At 55.9% G+C, this 22,264-nt stretch carries 23 protein-coding genes and 1 tRNA gene; 23 read left to right on the top strand and 1 reads right to left on the bottom strand.

Annotation, left to right across the window (positions count from 1 at the left end):
- Positions 1-67: 67 nt before the first annotated feature.
- From hisG to GHH_RS15465, 14 genes are all read left to right on the top strand, one after another.
- Complete coding sequence (gene hisG / locus GHH_RS15535) at positions 68-691, top strand: ATP phosphoribosyltransferase (protein WP_015375795.1); 624 nt, start codon at positions 68-70, stop codon at positions 689-691.
- A gap of 393 nt (positions 692-1,084) precedes the next feature.
- Complete coding sequence (gene hisD / locus GHH_RS15530) at positions 1,085-2,359, top strand: histidinol dehydrogenase (RefSeq protein WP_015375794.1); 1,275 nt, start codon at positions 1,085-1,087, stop codon at positions 2,357-2,359.
- A gap of 3 nt (positions 2,360-2,362) precedes the next feature.
- On the top strand, positions 2,363-2,950 hold the full coding sequence (hisB, locus tag GHH_RS15525; protein WP_011232544.1) for an imidazoleglycerol-phosphate dehydratase HisB: 588 nt from the start codon (positions 2,363-2,365) through the stop codon (positions 2,948-2,950).
- 225 nt (positions 2,951-3,175) lie between these two features.
- Positions 3,176-3,817 carry an imidazole glycerol phosphate synthase subunit HisH gene (gene hisH, locus GHH_RS15515; protein ID WP_015375792.1) on the top strand — a complete coding sequence of 214 codons (642 nt, stop codon included), beginning with the start codon at positions 3,176-3,178 and terminating at the stop codon, positions 3,815-3,817.
- Entirely contained in the window at positions 3,817-4,554 is a 738-nt protein-coding gene (gene hisA / locus GHH_RS15510; RefSeq protein ID WP_015375791.1) for a 1-(5-phosphoribosyl)-5-[(5-phosphoribosylamino)methylideneamino]imidazole-4-carboxamide isomerase, read from the top strand. The genes hisH and hisA overlap by 1 nt, the downstream gene beginning before the upstream one ends.
- The gene (gene hisF / locus GHH_RS15505) at positions 4,551-5,309 is read left to right on the top strand and encodes an imidazole glycerol phosphate synthase subunit HisF (RefSeq protein WP_014196727.1); all 759 of its coding nucleotides are present in this window, start codon (positions 4,551-4,553) and stop codon (positions 5,307-5,309) included. The genes hisA and hisF overlap by 4 nt, the downstream gene beginning before the upstream one ends.
- Entirely contained in the window at positions 5,306-5,953 is a 648-nt protein-coding gene (hisIE, locus tag GHH_RS15500; RefSeq protein WP_015375790.1) for a bifunctional phosphoribosyl-AMP cyclohydrolase/phosphoribosyl-ATP diphosphatase HisIE, read from the top strand. Before hisF ends, hisIE begins: the two co-directional genes overlap by 4 nt.
- Positions 5,954-6,105: 152 nt before the next feature.
- Positions 6,106-7,578: a lipopolysaccharide assembly protein LapB gene (locus GHH_RS15495; protein ID WP_015375789.1), complete on the top strand. Its 1,473-nt coding sequence runs from the start codon at positions 6,106-6,108 to the stop codon at positions 7,576-7,578.
- A 75-nt stretch (positions 7,579-7,653) separates the two neighbouring features.
- The gene (trxB, locus tag GHH_RS15490) at positions 7,654-8,610 is read left to right on the top strand and encodes a thioredoxin-disulfide reductase (RefSeq protein ID WP_011232538.1); all 957 of its coding nucleotides are present in this window, start codon (positions 7,654-7,656) and stop codon (positions 8,608-8,610) included.
- Between the two features lie 339 nt (positions 8,611-8,949).
- Positions 8,950-9,426, top strand: a complete 477-nt coding sequence (locus GHH_RS15485) for an 8-oxo-dGTP diphosphatase (RefSeq protein WP_014196721.1) — start codon at positions 8,950-8,952, stop codon at positions 9,424-9,426.
- Between the two features lie 18 nt (positions 9,427-9,444).
- Entirely contained in the window at positions 9,445-10,341 is an 897-nt protein-coding gene (gene rapZ / locus GHH_RS15480) for an RNase adapter RapZ (RefSeq protein ID WP_015375788.1), read from the top strand.
- The gene (yvcK, locus tag GHH_RS15475; protein ID WP_013146373.1) at positions 10,338-11,291 is read left to right on the top strand and encodes a YvcK family protein; all 954 of its coding nucleotides are present in this window, start codon (positions 10,338-10,340) and stop codon (positions 11,289-11,291) included. Before rapZ ends, yvcK begins: the two co-directional genes overlap by 4 nt.
- A 120-nt stretch (positions 11,292-11,411) precedes the next feature.
- Entirely contained in the window at positions 11,412-12,374 is a 963-nt protein-coding gene (whiA, locus tag GHH_RS15470; protein WP_011232534.1) for a DNA-binding protein WhiA, read from the top strand.
- 14 nt (positions 12,375-12,388) lie between these two features.
- Positions 12,389-12,646 (top strand): HPr family phosphocarrier protein, encoded by a 258-nt coding sequence (locus GHH_RS15465; protein ID WP_015375787.1) that lies wholly within the window; start codon positions 12,389-12,391, stop codon positions 12,644-12,646.
- Between the two features lie 126 nt (positions 12,647-12,772).
- Here GHH_RS15465 and clpP read toward each other — a convergent pair whose 3' ends face one another.
- Positions 12,773-13,363: an ATP-dependent Clp endopeptidase proteolytic subunit ClpP gene (gene clpP / locus GHH_RS15460; RefSeq protein WP_011232532.1), complete on the bottom strand. Its 591-nt coding sequence runs from the start codon at positions 13,361-13,363 to the stop codon at positions 12,773-12,775.
- A gap of 306 nt (positions 13,364-13,669) precedes the next feature.
- On the opposite strand from clpP, the gene GHH_RS15455 reads away from it, so the two are divergent.
- From GHH_RS15455 to gpmI, 9 genes are all read left to right on the top strand, one after another.
- Positions 13,670-13,741 (top strand) — tRNA-Arg (locus tag GHH_RS15455).
- A 240-nt stretch (positions 13,742-13,981) separates the two neighbouring features.
- Positions 13,982-14,146, top strand: a complete 165-nt coding sequence (locus GHH_RS19250; protein WP_015375785.1) for a hypothetical protein — start codon at positions 13,982-13,984, stop codon at positions 14,144-14,146.
- A gap of 525 nt (positions 14,147-14,671) precedes the next feature.
- A complete protein-coding gene (rpoN, locus tag GHH_RS15445) occupies positions 14,672-15,979 on the top strand; it encodes an RNA polymerase factor sigma-54 (RefSeq protein WP_015375784.1) in 1,308 nt (435 codons plus the stop codon).
- A gap of 50 nt (positions 15,980-16,029) precedes the next feature.
- The gene (locus GHH_RS15440) at positions 16,030-16,275 is read left to right on the top strand and encodes a glutaredoxin family protein (protein WP_014196719.1); all 246 of its coding nucleotides are present in this window, start codon (positions 16,030-16,032) and stop codon (positions 16,273-16,275) included.
- A 123-nt stretch (positions 16,276-16,398) separates the two neighbouring features.
- The gene (locus GHH_RS15435) at positions 16,399-17,418 is read left to right on the top strand and encodes a sugar-binding transcriptional regulator (RefSeq protein ID WP_011232529.1); all 1,020 of its coding nucleotides are present in this window, start codon (positions 16,399-16,401) and stop codon (positions 17,416-17,418) included.
- A 42-nt stretch (positions 17,419-17,460) separates the two neighbouring features.
- Positions 17,461-18,468, top strand: coding sequence for a type I glyceraldehyde-3-phosphate dehydrogenase (gene gap / locus GHH_RS15430; RefSeq protein ID WP_015375783.1), 1,008 nt, complete (start codon positions 17,461-17,463; stop codon positions 18,466-18,468).
- A gap of 122 nt (positions 18,469-18,590) precedes the next feature.
- Positions 18,591-19,775 carry a phosphoglycerate kinase gene (gene pgk, locus GHH_RS15425; protein ID WP_015375782.1) on the top strand — a complete coding sequence of 395 codons (1,185 nt, stop codon included), beginning with the start codon at positions 18,591-18,593 and terminating at the stop codon, positions 19,773-19,775.
- A 183-nt stretch (positions 19,776-19,958) separates the two neighbouring features.
- The gene (tpiA, locus tag GHH_RS15420; RefSeq protein WP_015375781.1) at positions 19,959-20,720 is read left to right on the top strand and encodes a triose-phosphate isomerase; all 762 of its coding nucleotides are present in this window, start codon (positions 19,959-19,961) and stop codon (positions 20,718-20,720) included.
- On the top strand, positions 20,713-22,248 hold the full coding sequence (gene gpmI / locus GHH_RS15415) for a 2,3-bisphosphoglycerate-independent phosphoglycerate mutase (RefSeq protein WP_015375780.1): 1,536 nt from the start codon (positions 20,713-20,715) through the stop codon (positions 22,246-22,248). Before tpiA ends, gpmI begins: the two co-directional genes overlap by 8 nt.
- The last annotated feature ends 16 nt before the right edge of the window (positions 22,249-22,264 follow it).

The following is a 22,264-nucleotide window of genomic DNA, read 5'->3' as shown; positions in this document are numbered from 1 at the left end:
GAGAGCATGCGGTGTACTCGAGGACCAGCGCCGCATTTGACATGATGAGGAGCAAGGAGGAAGAATGATGCTGACGATTGCCATGCCAAAAGGGCGCATTTTTGAAGAGGCGGTCGAGTTGCTGCGGCGAGCGGATTATGCGCTGCCGCCGGAATTTACCGAGTCGCGCAAGCTCGTCATTGATGTGCCAGAGGAAAACATGCGCTTTATTTTGGCGAAACCGATGGATGTCGTCACCTATGTCGAGCATGGGGTCGCGGATTTGGGCATTGCCGGCAAGGACGTGCTGATGGAAGAAGAACGGGATGTGTACGAACTGCTCGATTTGCACATCAGCCGCTGCCATTTGGCGGTCGCCGGGCTGCCCGGCGCCAAGATGAACGAAATCGCACCAAGGGTGGCGACGAAATACCCGAACATCGCGTCAACGTATTTTCGCGAGCAAGGCGAGCAAGTCGAAATCATCCGCCTGAACGGATCCATTGAACTCGCCCCGCTGATCGGCCTTGCCGACCGGATCGTGGACATCGTTTCCACGGGGCGGACGCTCAGAGAAAACGGGCTTGTCGAACTTGAACGGATCGCCGAGGTGACGTCGCGCCTGATTGTCAACCCGGCGAGCTACCGGCTAAACGGCGGGGACATTGAACGGTTGGTCGACCGATTGGCGGCGGTCATTCCCCAGCCGTAGGAAAAAAGGTGTGACAGAGCGGAAATGGGCGGTTTCTGAAGAATGGGTTGGTGGAGATTCGGGAATGGCGGAGCGGCGTTGACAACGCCGTTGGAAAATAGCATATAGATGCAACGAAGAAGTTTAACATATCCTTGACGGAAAAGCGGTTTGTCCATTTTCGACTGTCGGAGGCAAGCCTGTGGCTTGCCTCCGTCACGCCTTGGCGTGACGGAGGATCGAACAACCGCCTGCTTCACAGACCCATATATGGGTCTTTAAGCGGCGTTGTTCGGTCGCCCGACAGTCGATCAAATACTCGGTAAAAGCTGCAAATGGTAAAGCTTCAAATTGCATCGATACAGATTGCCAATGGACGAAAACCGATGGACGTCACAGAAAGGGGAGCGAACGATGAAAATCGAACGGATCCGAGGCGGCGTCTCGCTGCGGCGCACGATTGAAAGCGGAACGGAGGAGCAGCGGCGCGCGGTGCTTGATATCATCGCCAATGTGCGCGCCCGCGGCGATGCGGTGCTCAAAGAATATACAGAACGGTTTGACGGCGTAAGCTTGGATTCGCTCAAGGTGACGGAAGAGGAAATGAAGCGCGCGCATGCGGCGATGGACGCGGAGATGCTGGAGATCATTCGCCAAGCGGCGGCGAACATTCGCGACTACCATGAGCGGCAAAAGCGCGAATCATGGTGGATGACGAAAGAAGACGGCACCATTCTCGGACAAAAGGTGACGCCGCTCGATGCGGTCGGGTTGTACGTGCCAGGCGGGACGGCCGCTTATCCGTCGTCTGTGCTGATGAACGTTATTCCCGCACAAGTGGCGGGGGTGAAACGGATTGTCATCACCTCGCCGCCAAACAAAGACGGCACGCTCCCGGCTGGGGTGCTGGCCGCCGCCTATGAACTCGGCGTGACGGAAATTTACAAAGTCGGCGGCGCGCAGGCGATCGCCGCGCTTGCTTACGGGACGGAAACGATCCGGCCGGTTGACAAAATTTTCGGGCCGGGCAATATTTATGTGGCATTGGCGAAGCGGGAAGTGTTCGGGCATGTGGCGATCGACATGATCGCGGGGCCGAGCGAAATTGTCGTGCTGGCGGATGAAACGGCCCGACCGGATGAGATTGCGGCGGATTTGTTGTCGCAAGCCGAGCATGACGTGCGGGCGTCGGCCATTTTGGTGACGCCGTCGATGAAATTGGCGCTGGCGGTGGCGAGCGAAGTCGAACGGCAGCTGGAAACGCTGCCGCGCCGCGACATTGCCCAAGCGGCGCTCGAGAACTACGGCGCCATTTACGTCACCGAGACGCTTGAGGAAGCGGTGGATGTCGTGAACGAACTGGCGCCGGAGCATTTGGAAGTGATGACGGCAGAACCGCTCGCGCTTTTCGGCCGGCTCCGCCATGCGGGAGCGATGTTTTTCGGCCGCTTCAGCTCCGAGCCGGTCGGCGACTATTTCGCCGGGCCGAACCACGTGCTGCCAACCAACGGCACGGCCAGATTCTCAAGCGGCTTGAGCGTTGACGAGTTTGTGAAAAAATCAAGCGTGATTGTTTACAGTGAAACCGCATTGAAACAACATGGCGACAAAATCGCCGCCTTTGCCCGCCTCGAGGGGCTGGAGGCGCACGCGCGCGCCATTGAGGTGCGGCTCGAGAAAGGGGAATGAATGATGGCAAGGGAAGCGATGATCGCAAGAACGACGAACGAGACGAGCATTCAGTTATCGCTTTCGTTGGATGGCGAAGGGAAGGCGGAACTGGAAACGGGCGTGCCGTTTTTAACCCATATGCTCGATTTGTTCGCCAAGCACGGCCAGTTCGATTTGCACATTGAGGCCAAAGGCGACACGCATATTGACGACCACCATACGACGGAAGACATCGGCATTTGCCTCGGGCAGGCGATCAAGGAAGCGCTTGGCGACAAAAAAGGAATCAAGCGGTACGGCAACGCGTTTGTGCCGATGGATGACGCCTTGGCGCAAGTTGTGATCGACTTGAGCAATCGCCCGCATTTTGAGTTTCGCGGCGAGTTTCCGGCAGCGAAAGTCGGCGCGTTTGATGTCGAACTCGTGCATGAGTTTTTATGGAAACTGGCGCTTGAAGCGCGGATGAACTTGCATGTCATCGTCCATTACGGGCGCAATACGCACCATATGGTCGAAGCGGTGTTTAAGGCGCTCGGGCGGGCGCTCGATGAAGCAACGATGATCGACCCGCGCGTCAAAGGCGTTCCGTCGACAAAAGGGATGCTGTAGCCGATGGAGTGGGGCGCCCCCCGTGGGGAAAGAGTTCCGCAGGCGCAGGAAAGGCGGTCGGATCGAGGCAGCGCTTCCTGCGGGAAAAGCTCCATGGATGCAGGAAAGGCGACCGGATGCCAAGGAGAGGTTTGCACATGGAAGGAGCGCCGTAAAAAAGCATGCCGCCATACCGTTGTTCATTGAACAAGGGGATGGGCATGGATCAGGGAAGAAAGGAATGGGATGACGATGATCGGGATCATCGACTATGGCATGGGCAACTTATACAGCGTCAGCAAAGCGCTCGAGCGGCTCGGCTGTCCGTATGTCCTAAGCGGCGACAAAGAGGAGCTCGAGCAGGCGCGCGGGCTGATTTTGCCCGGTGTCGGCTCGTTTCGCGATGCGATGCACATTTTAAATGAGACAGGCCTAGCTGCTTTCATCCGTTCGGCGGTTGAAAACGGCACGCCGCTGCTCGGCATTTGTTTAGGGATGCAGCTGTTGTTTGACGAAAGCGAAGAAAACGGGCCGACAAAAGGGCTTGGCTTGCTTCGCGGCCGCGTCGTCCGCTTTCCGGGCGTCACGAAAACCGGCGAGCCATACAAAGTGCCGCACATGGGCTGGAACCGGCTCCGCTTTCATCGTCCGTCGCCGCTCCTTCGTGGCGTCGAGGAAGGGCATGTCTATTTTGTCCATTCGTATTATGTCATTCCAGGGGATGAGGACGTCGTGCTCGCGAGCAGTGAATATGACGTTGATGTTCCGGCGATCGTCGGGCGCGGCTGTGTGTTTGGCACACAGTTTCATCCGGAAAAAAGCGGTGCGGTCGGCATGAGCATCTTGAACAATTATGTCGGCATCGCCACGGGAAGGGGGAACGGCTGATGGCGGCGTTTACGATTTATCCGGCGGTCGATATGCGCGGCGGCAAGTGCGTCCGCCTGCTGCAAGGCGATTACAACAAAGAAACGGTGTACGGCGATTCGCCGGTCGCGATGGCCGAGCAATTCGCCGCTCAAGGGGCGGAGTGGATTCATATGGTCGATTTGGACGGAGCGAAAGAAGGGCGCCGCGTCAACGACCGGTTTGTCATTGAAGCGGCCCGTCGTCTTTCCGTCCATGTGCAAGTGGGCGGCGGCATCCGGACGGAAGAGGATATCGTGCATTATTTAGAAAATGGGGTCGCCCGCGTCATTTTAGGAAGTGCGGCCATTTCCGACCCGCCGTTTGTGAAAAAGATGCTCCAAAAATACGGCCGCCGCATCGTGATTGGCATTGACGCCCGCGACGGCTTCGTGGCGACGGAAGGGTGGCTTGCGACGTCGAACGTCAAGGCGGAAGAGCTCGGGCGGATGCTCGCTGAGGCGGGGGCGGAGACGTTTATTTTCACCGATATTGCGACCGATGGCACGCTGTCGGGCCCGAACATCGCCGCCGCGGTCCGGTTGGCCGAGGCGACGGGAAAAGAAGTGATCGCTTCTGGCGGCGTCAGCTCGCTTGACGATTTGCGCGCGCTCTGCCAATATGCTGGACAAGGCATCGGCGGCGCGATCGTCGGCAAGGCGCTTTATACGAATCAGTTTACGCTCGCGGAAGCGCTCAAGGCGGTGAACGAGCGATGATCACGAAGCGCATCATCCCGTGCCTCGATGTGAAAGACGGGCGCGTCGTCAAAGGAGTGCAATTTGTCCAGCTGCGCGATGCCGGCGATCCGGTGGAGCTCGCGAAGGCGTACGATGAGCAAGGGGCGGACGAGCTCGTGTTTTTGGACATTTCCGCTTCCCATGAAGGGCGGAAAACGATGGTCGATGTCGTCGAGCGCGTCGCCGCCCAGCTAGCGATTCCGTTTACGGTCGGCGGCGGCATCCACTCGCTTGAGGATATGAAGCGGATGCTTCGCGCCGGGGCCGACAAAGTGTCGCTCAACACCGCCGCGGTGCTCCATCCGACCTTGATCACCGAAGGGGCGGACTTTTTCGGCTCGCAATGCATCGTCGTCGCCATTGACGCGAAATACGATGAAACGCTTGGTTCATGGCGCGTCTATACGCACGGCGGCCGCAACGCCACGAACTGGGAAGTCGTCGCTTGGGCGCAGGAAGCGGTCCGTCTTGGCGCCGGGGAGATTTTGCTGACGAGCATGGACGCGGACGGCGGCAAAAACGGTTTTGATATTGAGTTGACGCGGCGGGTGAGCGAAGCGGTCCCGATTCCGGTCATCGCCTCGGGCGGCGCCGGCAAGGCGGAGCATTTCCTCGAAGCTTTCGAAAAAGGGAAAGCAGACGCGGCGCTCGCGGCATCGATTTTCCATTACAAAGAAACGTCAGTCGGACAAGTGAAAGCGTACTTGAAAGAAAAAGGGGTGAACGTGCGATGACGGCGGACATTCGCTTTGATGAAAAAGGGCTTGTACCTGCCATCGTCCAAGATGCGCAAAGCAAGGAAGTGCTCACGCTTGCCTATATGAACAAAGAGTCGCTTAAAAAAACGCTGGAGACCGGAGAAACATGGTTTTACAGCCGCTCGCGCCAAGAACTATGGCATAAAGGGGCGACATCTGGAAACGTGCAGCGCGTTGTCGACATCCGCTACGACTGCGACGCCGACGCCCTGCTCGTTCTCGTCGAGCCGGCCGGCCCGGCTTGCCATACCGGGTCGTATTCCTGTTTTTCCCGCTCGCTGGACGGCGCGGCGCGCACGCCGGCGGCCGACCGGTTCGCGATTTTGCATGAGCTTGAACAAATCATCGCCCAGCGCGACGCCGAACGGCCGGAAGGGTCGTACACGACGTACTTGTTTGAAAAAGGCGTCGATAAAATTTTGAAGAAAGTCGGCGAAGAAGCGGCGGAAGTCATCATCGCGGCGAAAAACCGGAGCCATGACGAATTGAAATGGGAAGCGGCCGACTTGTTGTACCATTTGCTTGTACTGTTGCGCGAACAAAAGCTGCCGCTTGACGCGGTGCTTGCGACGCTTGCCGAGCGGCACGCGCAAAAGGTGGAAGCGAGCGACAAAAAATAACAAGATGGTTAGGTGAGAAAAAGGAACGTCTGCCATCGCGCCGGCGTTCCTTTTTTGCACGGAAAAACCGCATTCCTAAAGTTTCTTGCTTGTTTTCGCCGCCGATATGGTATACTGTTGTTCGACGAATTTTACGGACGACGGAGGACAGAATGGGAAAACAACTGAAGCGATCATCACGAAAAGCGACGATTGTACCGTTCATCCAAAGCGGAGATTACTTTTTTAAAAAAGGAATGAAAGCATACGACCGAGGCGATTTGGAAAAGGCGAGGAAATATTTTGAGCGCGCCGTCCGTTTGGATGAGCGCGACGCCTCATTCGCCTTGCAGCTTGCCCTTGTGCTGTCGGAGCTTGGTGAATATCAATTTTCCAATCAATGGCTGTTCAAAATTATCCATGATTTGGACGAAACGATGTACGACTGTTTGTATTTTTTGGCGAACAATTTCGCCTGCCTCGGCTTGTTTCGTGAAGCAAGGCAATACGCGGAGCGTTATTTGGCGCATGAGCCGGCCGGAGAGTTTGCCGACGATGCTGCTGACTTGCTTGAGCTGCTTCGGCTCGATGGATCGGAATGGACGGAAGAAGAGGAGCAGCTGATGGTGCTGGAGGATCGGGCCCGCCGTTTGCTTGAGGAGGAGCGGTTTGCGGAAGCGATTGAAGCGCTTGAAGCGCTCGTCGCGCGCTATCCGGACGTTTGGTCGGCGCATAACAATTTGGCGCTTGCTTATTTTTACAGCGGCGATGTCGACAAAGCGAAACAGAAAGTGCGTGAAGTGCTCAAATGCGATCCCGGCAATTTGCATGCGCTTTGCAACGCGCTTGTCTTCGCCTATTACTTGCGTGAGGAAGAACAGGCGGCCGCGCTTTGCGAGACGCTGGCCGGTTTGTATCCGTTTTTTCGCGAGCATCAATACAAGCTCGGGGCGACGTTCGCGCTTGTCGGGCGGTTCGATCTGGCGTTCCGTTGGCTGCACCGTTTGTATAAACAAGGCTTTGACGGTGATGGGCCATTTTATTATTGGCTCGCTTGCGCTGCCTACTATACTGGCCATGAGTCGCTCGCTCGGCAAATGTGGGAGGTGCTTGCCACCCTTCATCCCGAAAAACGCGGTGAGGAGCCGTGGGCCGTTTCAGCGCCGGTGGATGAGGCGCTCATCCGCTTGATGGCTTGGCTGGAGGGCGACGAGCTGGCCGACCGTCTGTACGGATTGTACTTGTTCAGCCGCTCGCCGCAGGCGAAAGAGGCATCGATGTCGCTTGCGGTATGCCGCCTCTTGCCGTCCGATCCCCGTCTGCGCCCGTTTATCGACTGCTTTTTGTTCGGCTTAACCGATGGCCCGTCCGCTTGGGCGGCGAACATCGGCCGCATGGTCGATGCGCTTTCGGCGCATAATGAGGAAAAGGAAGCGCTCTGCCGCTTCGCCTTCGCGATGGCCGTCCATCCGTCGGCTGATCGCGAGCCATTTGCGAACGGAGCCGCGTGGGCGGCGGCGATCGAATACATGTGGCGCCGACAGCAAGGAGAGCGTGTGACGCAAAGAGAGATGGCGGCCAAATACGGCGTTTCGGCGTCGACGGTGCAAAAATACGTGCAAAAAGCGCGCCGGCTCTATACATGAGCAAATCAATAGACAGGGCGAATCGACTTCTATACGATGAAAATGGAATGATTCTCAAGCGAGGGAGTGGACGGTGTGGCAGACGAAAAAATTTACGATGTCATTATTGCCGGAGCCGGGCCGGCTGGGCTGACGGCTGCTGTCTATACATCGCGCGCCAATTTGTCGACGCTGATGATCGAGCGCGGCGTTCCGGGCGGGCAGATGGTCAACACTGAGGAAGTCGAGAACTATCCTGGCTTTGAAACGATTTTAGGCCCGGAATTGGCGGCGAAAATGTTTGAGCATGCGAAAAAATTCGGCGCGGAGTACGCATACGGCGATGTGAAAGAAATCATCGACGGCGAGGCGTACAAAACGGTCATCGTCGGCGATAAAGAGTACAAGGCCCGCGCGGTCATCATCGCCACCGGAGCGGAATATAAAAAACTCGGTGTACCGGGTGAAGCGGAGCTCGGCGGCCGCGGCGTTTCGTACTGTGCGGTGTGCGACGGGGCGTTTTTCAAAGGAAAAGATTTGGTCGTCGTGGGTGGGGGCGACTCGGCGGTCGAAGAGGGCGTTTATTTGACGCGGTTTGCCAATAAAGTGACGATCGTTCACCGCCGCGACAAGCTGCGGGCGCAAAAAATTTTGCAAGACCGGGCGTTCGCCAATGAAAAAATTGATTTCATCTGGAACCATACGGTGAAACAAATCAACGAAAAGGACGGAAAAGTCGGCAGCGTGACGCTTGTGCATACGCAAACAGGCGAGGAACGCGAATTTCCGTGCGACGGCGTTTTCATTTACATCGGGATGGTGCCGCTCTCGAAGCCGTTTGCCAATCTTGGCATCACGAATGAAAACGGCTATATCGTCACGAACGAAAAGATGGAGACGAAAGTGCCGGGCATTTTCGCCGCCGGTGATGTGCGGGAAAAAACGCTCCGGCAAATCGTGACGGCTACCGGCGACGGCAGCATCGCCGCGCAAAGCGCCCAGCATTACGTTGAGGAACTGAAAGAAAAGCTCAATAAGCAAGGGGTCAGCTGATCCGGTAACCAAATCGCAATCAAATCGTAATGGTTATTTAACCCAGATGTAACACGGGCGCAACACATTTGTCGTATGCTATAAGTAAGTAATTGACCCCCTTTTATATAGATCCTTGATTCGGCGCGGGCGTTTGTCCGCGTCTCTTTTTTCTTTGCCTGCGCGCTTGCATCCTGCCGCCCCGCTCGAAACGGCGGGGGATGGCGTCTTTCGGCTGGAAGCGGAATGTTGGGCCCCCGAGGTTTTTGCAGACGGGAAGCGGACGGTTTCCAGCGGTTTGAAGGTGGAGCGGCCTAACTATTTATGGTAAAATAAAAATGATTATGTGCGTGTTTGCGGATGGTTGGGGTGAACGAATTGCAACGGGTGACAAACTGCGTATTATATAAAGACGGCCAAGTGCTGCTGTTGCAAAAGCCGAGGCGCGGCTGGTGGGTCGCTCCGGGCGGGAAAATGGAGCCCGGCGAGACGGTGCGTGAAGCATGCATTCGTGAATACCGGGAAGAGACGGGCATTTATTTGAAAAATCCAGAGCTGAAAGGCGTCTTTACGATCGTGATGAAAAATGGGAATGAAACGGTGTCGGAGTGGATGATGTTTACGTTTTTCGCCGACGACTTCATTGGTGAAAACGTGCCGTCTTCCGAAGAAGGGACGCTTGCTTGGCATCAGGTGGAGACGCTTTCGACGCTGCCGATGGCCCCTGGAGACTATCATATTTTGGATTACGCCTTGAAAGGCAAAGGGGTCATGTACGGGGTGTTTGTCTATACAGAGGAATTCGAGCTGCTTTCATATCGGCTCGATCCGAGCTGATGGAGAGGAGGGGCGGAGATGGGACAAAACGGGGCGCTGCAGCCGATTCAGCTCGTCATCATCACCGGTATGTCCGGCGCGGGAAAGACGGTGGCGATTCAAAGCTTCGAAGACCTCGGCTTTTTTTGTATTGACAACTTGCCGCCGACGCTGCTGCCGAAATTTTTGGAGCTCGTCAAAGAATCCGGGAATAAAATGAACAAAGTCGCCCTTGTCATGGATTTGCGCAGCCGCGACTTTTTCGATCATTTGTTCGCCGCGCTCGATGAGCTGGGTGAGCAAGCGTGGGTCGTCCCCCAGGTGTTGTTCTTGGACGCCCAAGATTCGACGTTGGTGGCCCGCTACAAAGAAACGCGGCGGACGCATCCGCTTGCGCCGAACGAGCCCCCGCTTGAAGGAATCCGTTTGGAGCGGAAGCTGCTCGAAGAACTGAAAGGGCGGGCGCAGATCATTTACGATACGACGGGGCTCAAGCCGCGCGAGCTGCGGGAGAAAATCATCCGCCAGTTCTCATCGCACGCTCAATCCGGGTTTACCATCAACGTCATGTCGTTTGGGTTTAAGTACGGCATTCCAATTGATGCAGATTTGGTGTTTGACGTCCGCTTTTTGCCGAACCCGCATTACATTGAACATATGCGTCCGAAAACCGGGTTGGATGACGACGTATCGTCCTACGTGCTCAAGTGGGGGGAAACGCAAAAGTTTTTGGAAAAGCTCATTGATTTGTTGTCGTTTATGTTGCCGTATTACCAGCGAGAAGGAAAAAGCCAGCTGGTGATCGCCATCGGCTGCACGGGCGGCCAGCACCGTTCGGTGGCGCTCGCAGAATATATCGCCCGCCATTTTTCGGCCGACTATAAAACTGTTGTCTCGCACCGGGACATGGAGAGGAGAAAGGACATACACCGATGAGGAACGAACGAGCAGCGAAACTGGTCGTCATCGGCGGCGGCACCGGGCTTCCCGTGCTGCTGAGGGGGCTGAAGCAGCATGAATTGGATTTGACCGCCATTGTCACGGTCGCCGATGACGGCGGAAGTTCCGGGCGGCTGCGGGATGAACTGCACATTCCGCCGCCCGGGGATGTCCGCAACGTATTGGCCGCGCTGTCTGACGTCGAACCGCTCATTGTCGAGCTGTTCCAGCACCGTTTTCAAAACGGCAACGGCTTATCCGGCCATTCGCTCGGCAATTTGATTTTGGCGGCGCTCACATCGATCACCGGCGACTTTGTGAAAGCCATCCGTGAGATGAGCAAAGTGTTGAACGTGCGCGGCCAGGTTCTGCCGGCGGCGAACAAGAGCGTCGTATTGCACGCGGAGATGGAAGATGGTTCCATTGTCTCTGGCGAGTCAAAAATCCCGAGTGCGGGAAAAAAAATTAAGAGGGTGTTTTTAACGCCGGAAGACATTGAGCCGCTGCCGGAGACGGTTGATGCCATCCGCCGCGCCGATTTGATTGTCATCGGGCCGGGCAGCCTATACACAAGCATCTTGCCGAATTTGCTCGTGCCGAAAATCGGGCAGGAAGTATGCAAGGCGAAGGCGAAAAAAGTATATATATGCAACATTATGACTCAGGCCGGCGAGACGCCGCACTATACGGTGAGCGACCATGTGGAGGCGCTTCATGCTCATCTTGGCGGCCCGTTTTTGGACGCGGTGATCATCAACAGCGGAGCGATCCCGGAAGCGATCCGCCGCCGCTACGAGGCGGAGCGGGCCGAGCCGGTGCGTGACGACAGCAGCGGGCTTTCGTTGCAAGTCATCCGCGACGATATTGTCACGTACGAGGATGGGGTCATTCGCCATAATACGGCGAAAGTCGCCGCCCTTCTTCTCGGGCTTCTCCCTCACCGTTAAAGGCGGGACCCGAGTAGGCCGCAAAGCGCCATTATGGGCGGTGATGCTCCCGGTGGCCGCGCCGAAAGTCAGGCACCTCCAACCGGCCGGATGCGGGGAACGAATGGAGGTGGAGCGATCGTGTCTTTTGCATCGGAAACGAAAAAGGAATTGACCCATTTAGAGGTGAAGCCTTGCTGCTTGCGCGCGGAGCTGTCGGCGCTTTTGCGCATGAACGGTTCACTGTCGTTTTCCGGCGGGCGAATGGCCATCGATGTCCAGACGGAAAATGCGGCGATCGCTCGGCGCATTTATACGTTATTGAAAAAGGGCTACGATGTCGCCGTCGAGCTGTTTGTCCGCAAGAAAATGCGCTTGAAAAAAAACAACGTCTACATCGTCCGCGTGACCGACGGTGCGGCCTCTTTGCTTCGTGAACTTCACATTGTCAACGGCGATTTTTCGCTCATCCATGACATTTCCCCGGAGCTCGTCAAGAAAAAATGCTGCAAGCGCTCGTATTTGCGCGGCGCGTTTTTGGCTGGCGGTTCGGTCAACAACCCGGAGACGTCGTCTTACCATTTGGAGATTTTTTCGCTGTATGAGGAGCATAACCGGGCGTTATGCGAATTGATGAACAGCCACTTTTTTTTAAATGCGAAAACGTTGGAACGGAAAAAGGGGTTTATTACGTATTTAAAAGAGGCGGAAAAAATCGCCGAGTTTTTGAACATCATCGGCGCCCATCAAGCGCTGCTCCGCTTTGAGGACATTCGCATCGTCCGCGATATGCGCAACTCGGTCAACCGGCTTGTCAATTGCGAAACCGCCAATTTGAACAAAACGATCGGCGCTGCGCTTCGCCAGGTGGAGAACATCCGCTACATCGACGAGACGATCGGCCTTGATTCACTGCCGGCCAAGCTGCGGGAAATCGCGAAACTTCGCATCGAGCATCAAGACGTGACGCTGAAAGAGCTCGGGGAGATGGTTGCCGGTGGAAAAATCAGCAAATCCGGCATCAACCACCGGCTGCGCAAAATTGATGAGATCGCGGAGCGGCTGCGGGCTGGAAAGCCGGTCGATTTCCATAAATCGCTGTAAAGGGGAGATGGAGAATGGTGGAAAAACAAGTGGAAGTGAAATTAAAAACCGGGCTGCAGGCGCGCCCGGCGGCGTTGTTTGTCCAAGAAGCGAACCGTTTTTCCGCTGATGTGTTTTTGGAAAAAGACGGAAAACGGGTCAACGCGAAAAGCATTATGGGCTTGATGAGCCTTGCTGTCGGCCATGGAGCGGTGATCACGCTCATTGCCGACGGTCCGGATGAGCAAGAAGCGATCGAAAAGCTCGCCGCCTATGTGCAAAAGGAAAAGTAAAGCAGCGTGTGGGGCTGGCGGGGAAAGGAATGGAAAAGGCTGCTCCGTTTTTGTCGGAAGCAGCCTTTTTTCGTCAATGTCGGTGCAGGCGCAGCTCTATAGCGGTTCTGCCAACGTGTGCATGCCTTATTTTTCATCAGCGCGCGTCAGCACGCGGTCAATGATGCCGTATTCCATCGCTTTTTGCGCGGTCATAAAGTTGTCGCGGTCCGTATCGCGCTCGATCACTTCGATCGGCTGGCCGGTGTTTTCCGATAAAATGCGGTTCAATTTGTCGCGCAAGAACAAAATGCGCTTCGCTGCGATTTCGATTTCCGTCGCTTGCCCTTGGGCGCCGCCGAGCGGTTGGTGGATCATGATTTCACTGTTTGGCAAGGCGAACCGTTTCCCTTTCGCACCGGCGGCAAGCAAAAACGCCCCCATGGAAGCGGCCATGCCGATGCAAATTGTCGATACGTCCGGTTTGATGAACTGCATCGTGTCGTAAATCGCCAGGCCAGCTGTGATCGAGCCGCCCGGGCTGTTGATGTACAAGGAAATATCTTTGTCCGGGTCTTCCGCCGCCAAAAACAACAGCTGCGACACGATCGAGTTGGCCACTTGGTCGTCGATCGGGCTGCCAAGGAACACGATTCGGTCTTTCAATAAGCGCGAATAAATGTCGTACGCCCGCTCCCCGCGGTTCGTCTGTTCGATGACAGTCGGAATCAAATACATCAAAAACGCCTCCTTTTCCATCCTAATGGATCAATATGTACGCCTTAATCATACACGAATGGTCAATGAAGGTCAAACAAAACGACCTTCCCCATTCTTTATAACATATTCGCGGCTGGCGGCAAACATCCCTTTTTTCATCATAACCGCTTTTTCGTTTTTTTAACCTGTTGCCCCGTTGATGGGGGAAGGAACAAAGGTGCAATTTTTCCTGCTTTTGATGGCATTTTTCCTCTTGCATTTTTGCGCGATCCTGCTATAATAGAACATGCGACGGAACGAAATAGAGAAATCATGAACTTCCATGCCCTCGTAGTGTAGTGGATAGCACGAGAGATTCCGGTTCTCTTAGCGTGGGTTCGAATCCTGCCGAGGGCGCTACTTGTATCCGACCTGTTCGGATCGGAATTCCTAAACTCCTTGATACGACCGCGTTTGCGGTCGTTTTTCATTTTTGGGGAATCCCGAAAAAAACGATAGAATCCGAAAAAATTTTGCACGAATTTTGCACGGCTATTTGGTACGATCCAGTTCCGCCATCGCGAGATCGACCTGCCGGGATTCTTTTTGTTCCATCTCATCTAAAATATGCGAGTACGTTTGCAGAGTAGTGACAATATGGCGGAACGGGAAACGAGTTTGGAGCAGCTGGCTTCGATTCGGTTTCGCCAACCGTCGATCACGATTCGGACCTTGTCCGCAGACAAAGCGTATGGCGCCACGGAGTATCTGGAAGCGCTCTTTCTTCATCCAGACTACAGTTTTTTGTTTTTTGTCGTGTAAATGCCACTAATAAGTGAAAGGTGCAAACCGAATCCTCCTTCCGTTGCGTCACCCGATTGGGCGGCGCTTTTTATGTAGGTGAGGTGATACACGTGTAGAAGTTGCACGAGGTATTGAACGATAACAAAAGCTAAACCACATGAAGAAAAAGGACGGAATGACCTGGGGCGACTGGATGGAGATCATGGGGTCCGGCGCGATACGTATAAACGAGTGCGCGGGGCGGTGAGGAGGAAATGGGAAGGAATAAAGACCCTTAGGTTAAAAAACATATACTTGGTATATGGTTGTAATCCTGCCGAGGCAAAACAGCCGCCTAGGCGGCTGTTTTTCTTTTAGATCAGCAGCGGACGCGCCGCTTTCCTCGAGAGGGTTCCCAAATCAAGGGCTCGGGCGGGGCATTGGGTTTTTTCGTCTGAACAGGCGCCGGTTCGGGCGGTCGCCAAGGCCGCTTTCCGCCGTCAAAAATTTCTCCTACCCCCTCCCGCTCCCGTTGTGTACAATAAAAGAAAGGGAGGCGTGACGATGAGGGCGGAGTTATGGCAAGAGCAGCGGCTGCAGTTGTCGCTGACAAAGGAACTGGTGCAGGCGATTGAACTGTTGCAATATTCCGCAGTGGATTTGGAAGCGTTTTTATATGAACAGTCGCTGGAAAACCCGTTTTTGGAAATTCGCCGCACCCGGGTGCGGCAACGGCCAAGCCGGACAGAAAGAGACCAAAAGCAATGGCTCGAGAACATTGGCGCCCGCGCAGAGACACTTGTTGGCCATTTGCTTTCTCAGCTGCCTGCGTTGAAGCTGGCCGATCGGGAAGAGCGCATCGTCCGTTATCTCATTGCCTCGCTCGATGAGGATGGCTATTTGCGCGTGCCGCTTGCCGAGCTGGCGGCGCGGTTTTCCGCATCGGAACAAGAGATGGAACGGGGGCTGCGCCTTGTGCAGTCGCTCGACCCGCCGGGAGTCGGCGCCCGCGATTTGGCGGAATGCCTCTTGCTGCAGCTTGAACGTCTTCCTGAGCGCGACGAGCTGGCGGAAACGATCGTCCGTTATCATTTTGTTCCTTTTGCGGAAAAGTCGTGGAAAACGCTGGCCAAGCAGCTTGGCGTCAGCCTTGGCGAACTGCAGCGCGTCTTCGAGCTCATTCGCACACTCGAGCCGCGGCCGGGCATTCACTATTCGAGCGAAACGCCGCCTTTGGTCGTGCCGGATGTCATCGTCACCCGCGGGGCGGATGGAGACTGGATGGCCGCCTATAATGATGACATCCATCCGGAGCTCGGATGGAATCGGGATTACGAGCGGCGCATCGCCGCATCCGGCGACCGGCATGCCGAACAGTTTATCAAAGAAAAATATCGGCAGTTTACATGGCTCGCGAAAAGTTTGGAGCAACGGAAACAGACGCTTCTCCATTTGACGGCCGTCATCATCGACCGCCAGCGCCCGTGTTTGGAGTTGGGGCTTTCGGCGCTCAAGCCGATGACGATGCGCGAGGTGGCCGAGGAGCTCGGCGTTCATGAATCGACGGTGAGCCGCGCGGTCCGGCATAAATATGTGCAAACGCCGTTTGGCACCGTGGAGCTGCGCCGTTTCTTTTCGAATGCCGCGACGGCCGCAGGGGATGAAGCGGCATCGTCCGCCCGCGTGAAAGCGATCATTGAGGCCCTTATTTCCGAGGAAGATCGGCGGGCGCCGCTGTCTGACCAACAGCTTGCTGATTTGCTTCGCGATCGGCACGGCATCGCCATTTCGCGCCGCACGGTCGCCAAATACCGCGAGCAGCTGCGCATCCCGTCTTCGGCAAAGCGGAGGCAATATATCGGCCTGCCGTAACGGGCGGCCAATCGAAACGGCAACTGCTGTAGAAAGAGAGGAAGAAATGAATGCATATCCGATTGTATACGAAAACCAATTGCCCGCTCTGCGACAAAGCGAAAGCCGTTTTGACGGAGCTGCGGGCGGACTATTCGTTTACGCTGGAAGAAATTGATATTTACAAAGATGATGAACTGCTGGAAAAATATCAGCTGATGATCCCGGTTGTGGAATTGGATGGCGAAGAAATCGGCTGGGGAGCGATTGAAAAAGAAGCGGTGAGAAAACGGTTGCGGCGGGCGCAAAACAGTTGAACGGCTATCGTCCTCCTGCTATAATGAAAATGGCGCGGGAGGAATTTTTTATGGCACTGCGGGACATAATATGTCATACCGGGACATAAGATGTCCCTATATTCAATCGAGGAGAAAGGATCCATGCAGCCGTTATTGGAGGCACAAAAAAAATTATTGCCTGACTTGCTTGACGTTATGCAAAAACGATATCAAATTTTGCACTCCATTTCGCTTATGGCGCCGATCGGGCGGCGGGCGCTGGCGGCGAGCCTCGGCATGAGTGAGCGGGTGCTCCGGTCGGAAACAGAATTTTTGAAAGGACAAAACTTGCTTTCCGCCGATGTGTCGGGCATGCGGTTGACGGAGGAAGGCCAGGCGCTCCTTCATACGCTCAATGATTTGATGCGGGAAGCGCTCGGACTCAAAGAGCTGGAAGCCGCGCTGCAGGAACAGCTCGGCATTCCGCGGGTGATTGTCGTTGCCGGGGATAGCGACCGTTCCCCTTGGGTAAAAAAAGAAATGGGTAGAGCGTGTGTCGCCTGCATGAAGGAGCTGCTTGAGCCCGGGGACATCGTCGCCGTGGCCGGCGGAACGACGATGGCGGCGGTCGCGGAGATGATGACGCCGGATTCGAAGCTTCGCGATGTGTTGTTCGTGCCGGCGCGCGGCGGCCTTGGCGAAGATGTCGAGAATCAGGCGAACACGATTTGTGCGAAAATGGCGGAAAAAGCGATGGGCCGCTATCGGTTGCTGCACGTGCCTGACCAGCTGAGCGATGAAGCGTACGCGTCGCTTGTCGAAGAGCCGGCGGTGAAAGAAGTGCTTGAGCTCATCCAATCATGCCGCATGGTCGTCCATGGCATCGGTGAAGCGGTGACGATGGCCAAGCGGCGGAAGACGCCGCCTGTAGAGATGGAGAACATCATCGCCCGCCATGCGGTCGCCGAGGCGTTCGGCTACTATTTCAACGAGTACGGCGACGTCGTCCATAAAGTGAAAACAGTCGGCATTCAACTTGAACACCTCCCGCATGTCGAGCATGTCATCGCCGTCGCCGGAGGGGCGTCGAAGGCGAAAGCCATTCGCGCGTACATGAAACGGGCGCCGCACTCGCTATTGGTGACGGACGAAGGAGCCGCAAAAGCGTTCGTAGGGGAGTAATCTCCCTTGCTGATACAATCCAATCGCAAGGAGGAAAATAAGATGGCAGTCAAAGTGGGAATCAACGGATTTGGCCGCATCGGACGCAACGTCTTCCGCGCGGCATTGAAAAACCCGGACATTGAAGTGGTGGCGGTGAACGATTTAACCGATGCGAATACGCTTGCTCATTTGTTGAAGTACGACTCCGTCCATGGCCGTCTGGATGCCGAAGTGTCGGTGAACGGCAACAACTTGGTCGTCAACGGCAAAGAAATCATCGTCAAGGCGGAACGCGATCCGGCGAACTTGGCGTGGGGCGAGATCGGCGTTGACATCGTCGTTGAGTCGACCGGCCGCTTCACGAAACGCGAAGACGCCGCCAAACATTTGGAAGCGGGTGCGAAAAAAGTGATCATTTCCGCACCGGCGAAAGACGAGGATATTACGATCGTCATGGGCGTCAACCAAGACAAATACGATCCAAAAGCCCATCATGTCATCTCGAACGCTTCGTGCACGACGAACTGCTTGGCGCCGTTTGCCAAAGTGCTGCATGAAAAATTCGGCATCGTCCGCGGCATGATGACGACCGTTCACTCGTACACAAACGACCAACAAATTTTGGACTTGCCGCATAAAGATTTGCGCCGGGCTCGCGCGGCCGCGGAATCGATCATTCCGACGACGACCGGGGCGGCGAAAGCTGTTGCGCTTGTCTTGCCGGAACTGAAAGGCAAATTGAACGGCATGGCAATGCGTGTGCCGACGCCGAACGTATCAGTTGTCGACTTGGTGGCGGAATTGGAAAAAGAAGTGACGGTCGAAGAAGTGAATGCCGCATTGAAAGCGGCGGCCGAAGGCGAATTGAAAGGCATCTTGGCTTACAGCGAAGAACCGCTCGTCTCGCGCGACTACAACGGCAATCCGGCTTCGTCGACGATCGATGCGCTCTCGACCATGGTCATTGAGGGCAAAATGGTGAAAGTCGTTTCCTGGTACGACAACGAAACCGGCTATTCGCACCGCGTCGTCGACTTGGCCGCCTACATCGCCTCGAAAGGGCTGTAAAACCAGCTTGGCGTTGAGTTTTCCATCCGTTCAAGTCTATAATAGGGAAATGGAGGGGAGCGGGGAAATGATCCCCACTCCTTTTCCTTTGTCCAAACTGCAGCCAAAAGGGGGCACGAACGATGAACAAGAAGACGATCCGCGACGTTGAGGTGAGGGGAAAGCGCGTCTTTTGCCGCGTCGATTTCAACGTTCCGATGGAGCAAGGCGCCATCACCGATGACACGCGCATTCGCGCCGCACTCCCGACGATCCGCTATTTGATCGAGCAAGGGGCGAAAGTCATTTTGGCGAGCCACCTCGGCCGCCCGAAAGGAAAAGTGGTCGAAGAATTGCGTTTGGATGCCGTTGCGAAGCGGCTCGGCGAGCTGCTTGAACGGCCGGTCGCCAAAACGAATGAAGCGGTCGGCGATGAGGTGAAAGCGGCGGTCGACCGTTTGAACGAAGGCGACGTGCTCTTGCTTGAGAACGTCCGTTTTTACCCTGGCGAAGAGAAAAACGATCCAGAGCTGGCCAAAGCGTTTGCGGAGCTCGCGGATCTGTATGTCAACGATGCGTTCGGCGCCGCCCACCGCGCTCATGCGTCGACGGAAGGCATCGCCCATTACTTGCCTGCGGTGGCCGGGTTTTTGATGGAAAAAGAACTCGAAGTGCTCGGCAAAGCGCTCTCGAATCCGGACCGCCCGTTTACAGCGATCATCGGCGGCGCGAAAGTGAAAGACAAAATCGGCGTCATCGACAATTTGCTTGAAAAAGTCGACAACTTGATCATCGGCGGCGGACTGGCGTACACGTTCGTCAAAGCGCTTGGGCATGATGTCGGCAAGTCGCTGCTTGAAGAAGATAAAATCGAACTGGCGAAATCGTTTATGGAAAAAGCAAAAGAAAAAGGCGTCCGTTTTTATATGCCGGTGGACGTGGTCGTCGCCGACCGGTTTGCGAACGACGCCAACACGAAAGTCGTGCCGATTGACGCGATTCCAGCCGATTGGGAGGCGCTTGACATCGGCCCGAAAACGCGCGAATTGTACCGCGATGTCATTCGCGAGTCGAAGCTCGTTGTCTGGAACGGCCCGATGGGCGTCTTTGAAATGGAGGCGTTCGCGCACGGGACGAGAGCGGTCGCTGAAGCATTGGCGGAAGCTGCCGATACATACTCGGTCATTGGCGGCGGGGATTCGGCGGCGGCGGTTGAGAAATTCGGCTTAGCCGACAAAATGGATCATATTTCCACCGGCGGCGGCGCGTCGCTTGAGTTTATGGAAGGAAAACAGCTCCCAGGGGTCGTGGCGTTAAACGACAAATGACGATGCAGCGGCAGCTTGGGGGCGCGTTGGCGCCGCCCGGCAAGCGATAATGGCCGCTGACGACAACCCGGCGGCGATGGGCGGCGGCCTTTTCGCCAACGGAGGGGCGCCAGCCAACACCAAGCTTTATTCCCCGAGGGGAGCGGGGCGGTCCGCGCCGCCCAGCGAAAGGAAGGGTGAACGATGAGAAAACCGATCATTGCAGGCAACTGGAAAATGCATAAAACATTAGCGGAAGCGGTTCAATTTGTCGAGAACGTAAAAGGGCTCGTGCCGCCGGCCGATGAAGTCGATTCCGTCGTTTGCGCGCCGTTTCTCTTTTTGGATCGGCTGGTGCAAGCGGCAGACGGCACGAATTTAAAAATCGGGGCGCAAAACATGCATTTTGCCGACCAAGGGGCGTACACCGGCGAAGTGAGCCCGGTCATGCTGAAAGACCTCGGCGTCACGTACGTCATCCTCGGCCATTCAGAGCGCCGGCAGATGTTTGCGGAGACGGATGAAACCGTCAATAAAAAAGTATTGGCGGCTTTCACCCGTGGGCTTGTGCCGATTGTTTGCTGCGGGGAAACGATCGAGGAGCGGGAAGCCGGGCAGACGAATGCGGTCGTCGCTTCACAAGTGGAAAAAGCGCTCGCCGGCTTGACGCCGGATCAAGTGAAGCAAGCGGTCATCGCTTACGAGCCGATTTGGGCGATCGGCACGGGGAAGTCGTCGACGGCGGAAGATGCGAACGACGTGTGCGGCCATATTCGTTCGGTCGTCTCGCGCCTGTTTGGCCCGGAAGCGGCGGAAGCGATCCGCATCCAATACGGCGGCAGCGTCAAACCGGACAACATCCGCGACTTTTTGGCGCAAGAACAGATCGACGGCGCCTTAGTCGGCGGGGCGAGCTTGGAGCCGGCTTCATTCTTGCAATTGGTGGAGGCGGGGCGCCATGAGTAAACGACCGGTTGCGCTCATCATTTTGGACGGGTTTGCGCTGCGCGACGAAACGTACGGCAATGCGGTCGCCCAAGCTCACAAGCCCAATTTTGACCGCTATTGGAACGAATACCCGCACACAACGCTCAAGGCGTGCGGCGAGGCGGTCGGGCTTCCGGAAGGGCAGATGGGCAACTCGGAAGTCGGCCATCTCAACATCGGCGCCGGGCGCATTGTGTACCAAAGCTTAACGCGAGTCAACATTGCCATTCGCGAAGGCGAGTTTGACCGAAATGAAACGTTTTTGGCGGCGATGAACCATGTGAAACAACACGGGACAAGTTTGCATTTGTTCGGCTTGCTTTCCGACGGCGGGGTGCACAGCCATATTCACCATTTGTACGCCCTCTTGCGCTTGGCGGCGAAAGAAGGCGTGAAGCGCGTGTACATCCACGGCTTTTTGGACGGCCGCGACGTCGGCCCACAAACAGCGCCGCAATACATCAAAGAACTGCAGGAAAAAATCAAGGAATATGGCGTCGGCGAAATCGCGACGTTATCGGGCCGCTACTACTCGATGGACCGCGACAAGCGGTGGGACCGCGTCGAAAAGGCGTATCGGGCGATGGTGTACGGGGAAGGGCCGACGTACCGCGATCCGCTCGAGTGCATCGAGGACTCGTACAAACACGGCATTTACGACGAATTCGTCCTGCCGTCGGTCATCGTCCGCGAAGACGGCCGGCCGGTGGCGACGATTCAAGACAATGACGCGATTATCTTCTATAATTTCCGCCCTGACCGGGCGATCCAAATTTCAAACACGTTTACGAATGAAGATTTCCGCGAATTTGACCGCGGCCCGAAACATCCGAAGCATTTGTTCTTTGTCTGCTTGACCCATTTCAGCGAAACGGTGAAAGGGTACGTGGCGTTCAAGCCGACGAACTTGGACAACACGCTCGGGGAAGTGCTGTCGCAGCACGGACTGCGCCAGCTGCGCATCGCCGAGACCGAAAAATATCCGCACGTGACGTTTTTTATGAGTGGCGGCCGCGAAGAGAAATTTCCAGGCGAAGACCGGATTTTGATCAACTCGCCGAAAGTGCCGACGTATGACTTGAAGCCGGAAATGAGCGCCTATGAAGTGACCGATGCGCTGCTCAAGGAAATTGAAGCCGATAAGTACGATGCGATCATTTTGAACTACGCCAACCCGGATATGGTCGGCCATTCGGGCAAGCTCGAACCGACGATCAAGGCGGTGGAGGCAGTGGACGAATGCCTCGGCAAAGTCGTCGATGCCATTTTGGCCAAAGGCGGCATCGCCATCATCACCGCCGACCACGGCAACGCCGATGAAGTATTGACGCCGGACGGCAAGCCGCAAACGGCTCATACGACGAATCCGGTGCCGGTCATCGTGACGAAAAAAGGCATCAAGCTTAGAGACGGCGGCATCTTAGGCGATTTGGCGCCGACGATGCTCGATTTGCTCGGCTTGCCGCAGCCGAACGAAATGACGGGGAAATCGTTGATTGTCAAATAACGATACGAAGGAAAAG

It is taken from the genome of Geobacillus sp. GHH01 (assembly GCF_000336445.1).
In the GTDB taxonomy this organism is placed as follows: Bacteria; Bacillota; Bacilli; order Bacillales; family Anoxybacillaceae; genus Geobacillus; species Geobacillus zalihae.
Note: the sequence above shows the minus strand (reverse complement) of the source record. Positions and strands in the feature narration are given on the sequence as shown.

Coding starts and splice junctions, on each gene's coding strand:
- hisG (WP_015375795.1), top strand. CDS start 68: ATGCTGACGATTGCCATGCCAAAAGGGCGCATTTTTGAAGAGGCGGTC.
- hisD (WP_015375794.1), top strand. CDS start 1,085: ATGAAAATCGAACGGATCCGAGGCGGCGTCTCGCTGCGGCGCACGATT.
- hisB (WP_011232544.1), top strand. CDS start 2,363: ATGGCAAGGGAAGCGATGATCGCAAGAACGACGAACGAGACGAGCATT.
- hisH (WP_015375792.1), top strand. CDS start 3,176: ATGACGATGATCGGGATCATCGACTATGGCATGGGCAACTTATACAGC.
- hisA (WP_015375791.1), top strand. CDS start 3,817: ATGGCGGCGTTTACGATTTATCCGGCGGTCGATATGCGCGGCGGCAAG.
- hisF (WP_014196727.1), top strand. CDS start 4,551: ATGATCACGAAGCGCATCATCCCGTGCCTCGATGTGAAAGACGGGCGC.
- hisIE (WP_015375790.1), top strand. CDS start 5,306: ATGACGGCGGACATTCGCTTTGATGAAAAAGGGCTTGTACCTGCCATC.
- GHH_RS15495 (WP_015375789.1), top strand. CDS start 6,106: ATGGGAAAACAACTGAAGCGATCATCACGAAAAGCGACGATTGTACCG.
- GHH_RS15485 (WP_014196721.1), top strand. CDS start 8,950: ATGGTTGGGGTGAACGAATTGCAACGGGTGACAAACTGCGTATTATAT.
- rapZ (WP_015375788.1), top strand. CDS start 9,445: ATGGGACAAAACGGGGCGCTGCAGCCGATTCAGCTCGTCATCATCACC.
- yvcK (WP_013146373.1), top strand. CDS start 10,338: ATGAGGAACGAACGAGCAGCGAAACTGGTCGTCATCGGCGGCGGCACC.
- GHH_RS15465 (WP_015375787.1), top strand. CDS start 12,389: ATGGTGGAAAAACAAGTGGAAGTGAAATTAAAAACCGGGCTGCAGGCG.
- clpP (WP_011232532.1), bottom strand. CDS start 13,363: ATGTATTTGATTCCGACTGTCATCGAACAGACGAACCGCGGGGAGCGG.
- GHH_RS19250 (WP_015375785.1), top strand. CDS start 13,982: ATGGCGGAACGGGAAACGAGTTTGGAGCAGCTGGCTTCGATTCGGTTT.
- rpoN (WP_015375784.1), top strand. CDS start 14,672: ATGAGGGCGGAGTTATGGCAAGAGCAGCGGCTGCAGTTGTCGCTGACA.
- GHH_RS15440 (WP_014196719.1), top strand. CDS start 16,030: ATGCATATCCGATTGTATACGAAAACCAATTGCCCGCTCTGCGACAAA.
- GHH_RS15435 (WP_011232529.1), top strand. CDS start 16,399: ATGCAGCCGTTATTGGAGGCACAAAAAAAATTATTGCCTGACTTGCTT.
- gap (WP_015375783.1), top strand. CDS start 17,461: ATGGCAGTCAAAGTGGGAATCAACGGATTTGGCCGCATCGGACGCAAC.
- pgk (WP_015375782.1), top strand. CDS start 18,591: ATGAACAAGAAGACGATCCGCGACGTTGAGGTGAGGGGAAAGCGCGTC.
- tpiA (WP_015375781.1), top strand. CDS start 19,959: ATGAGAAAACCGATCATTGCAGGCAACTGGAAAATGCATAAAACATTA.
- gpmI (WP_015375780.1), top strand. CDS start 20,713: ATGAGTAAACGACCGGTTGCGCTCATCATTTTGGACGGGTTTGCGCTG.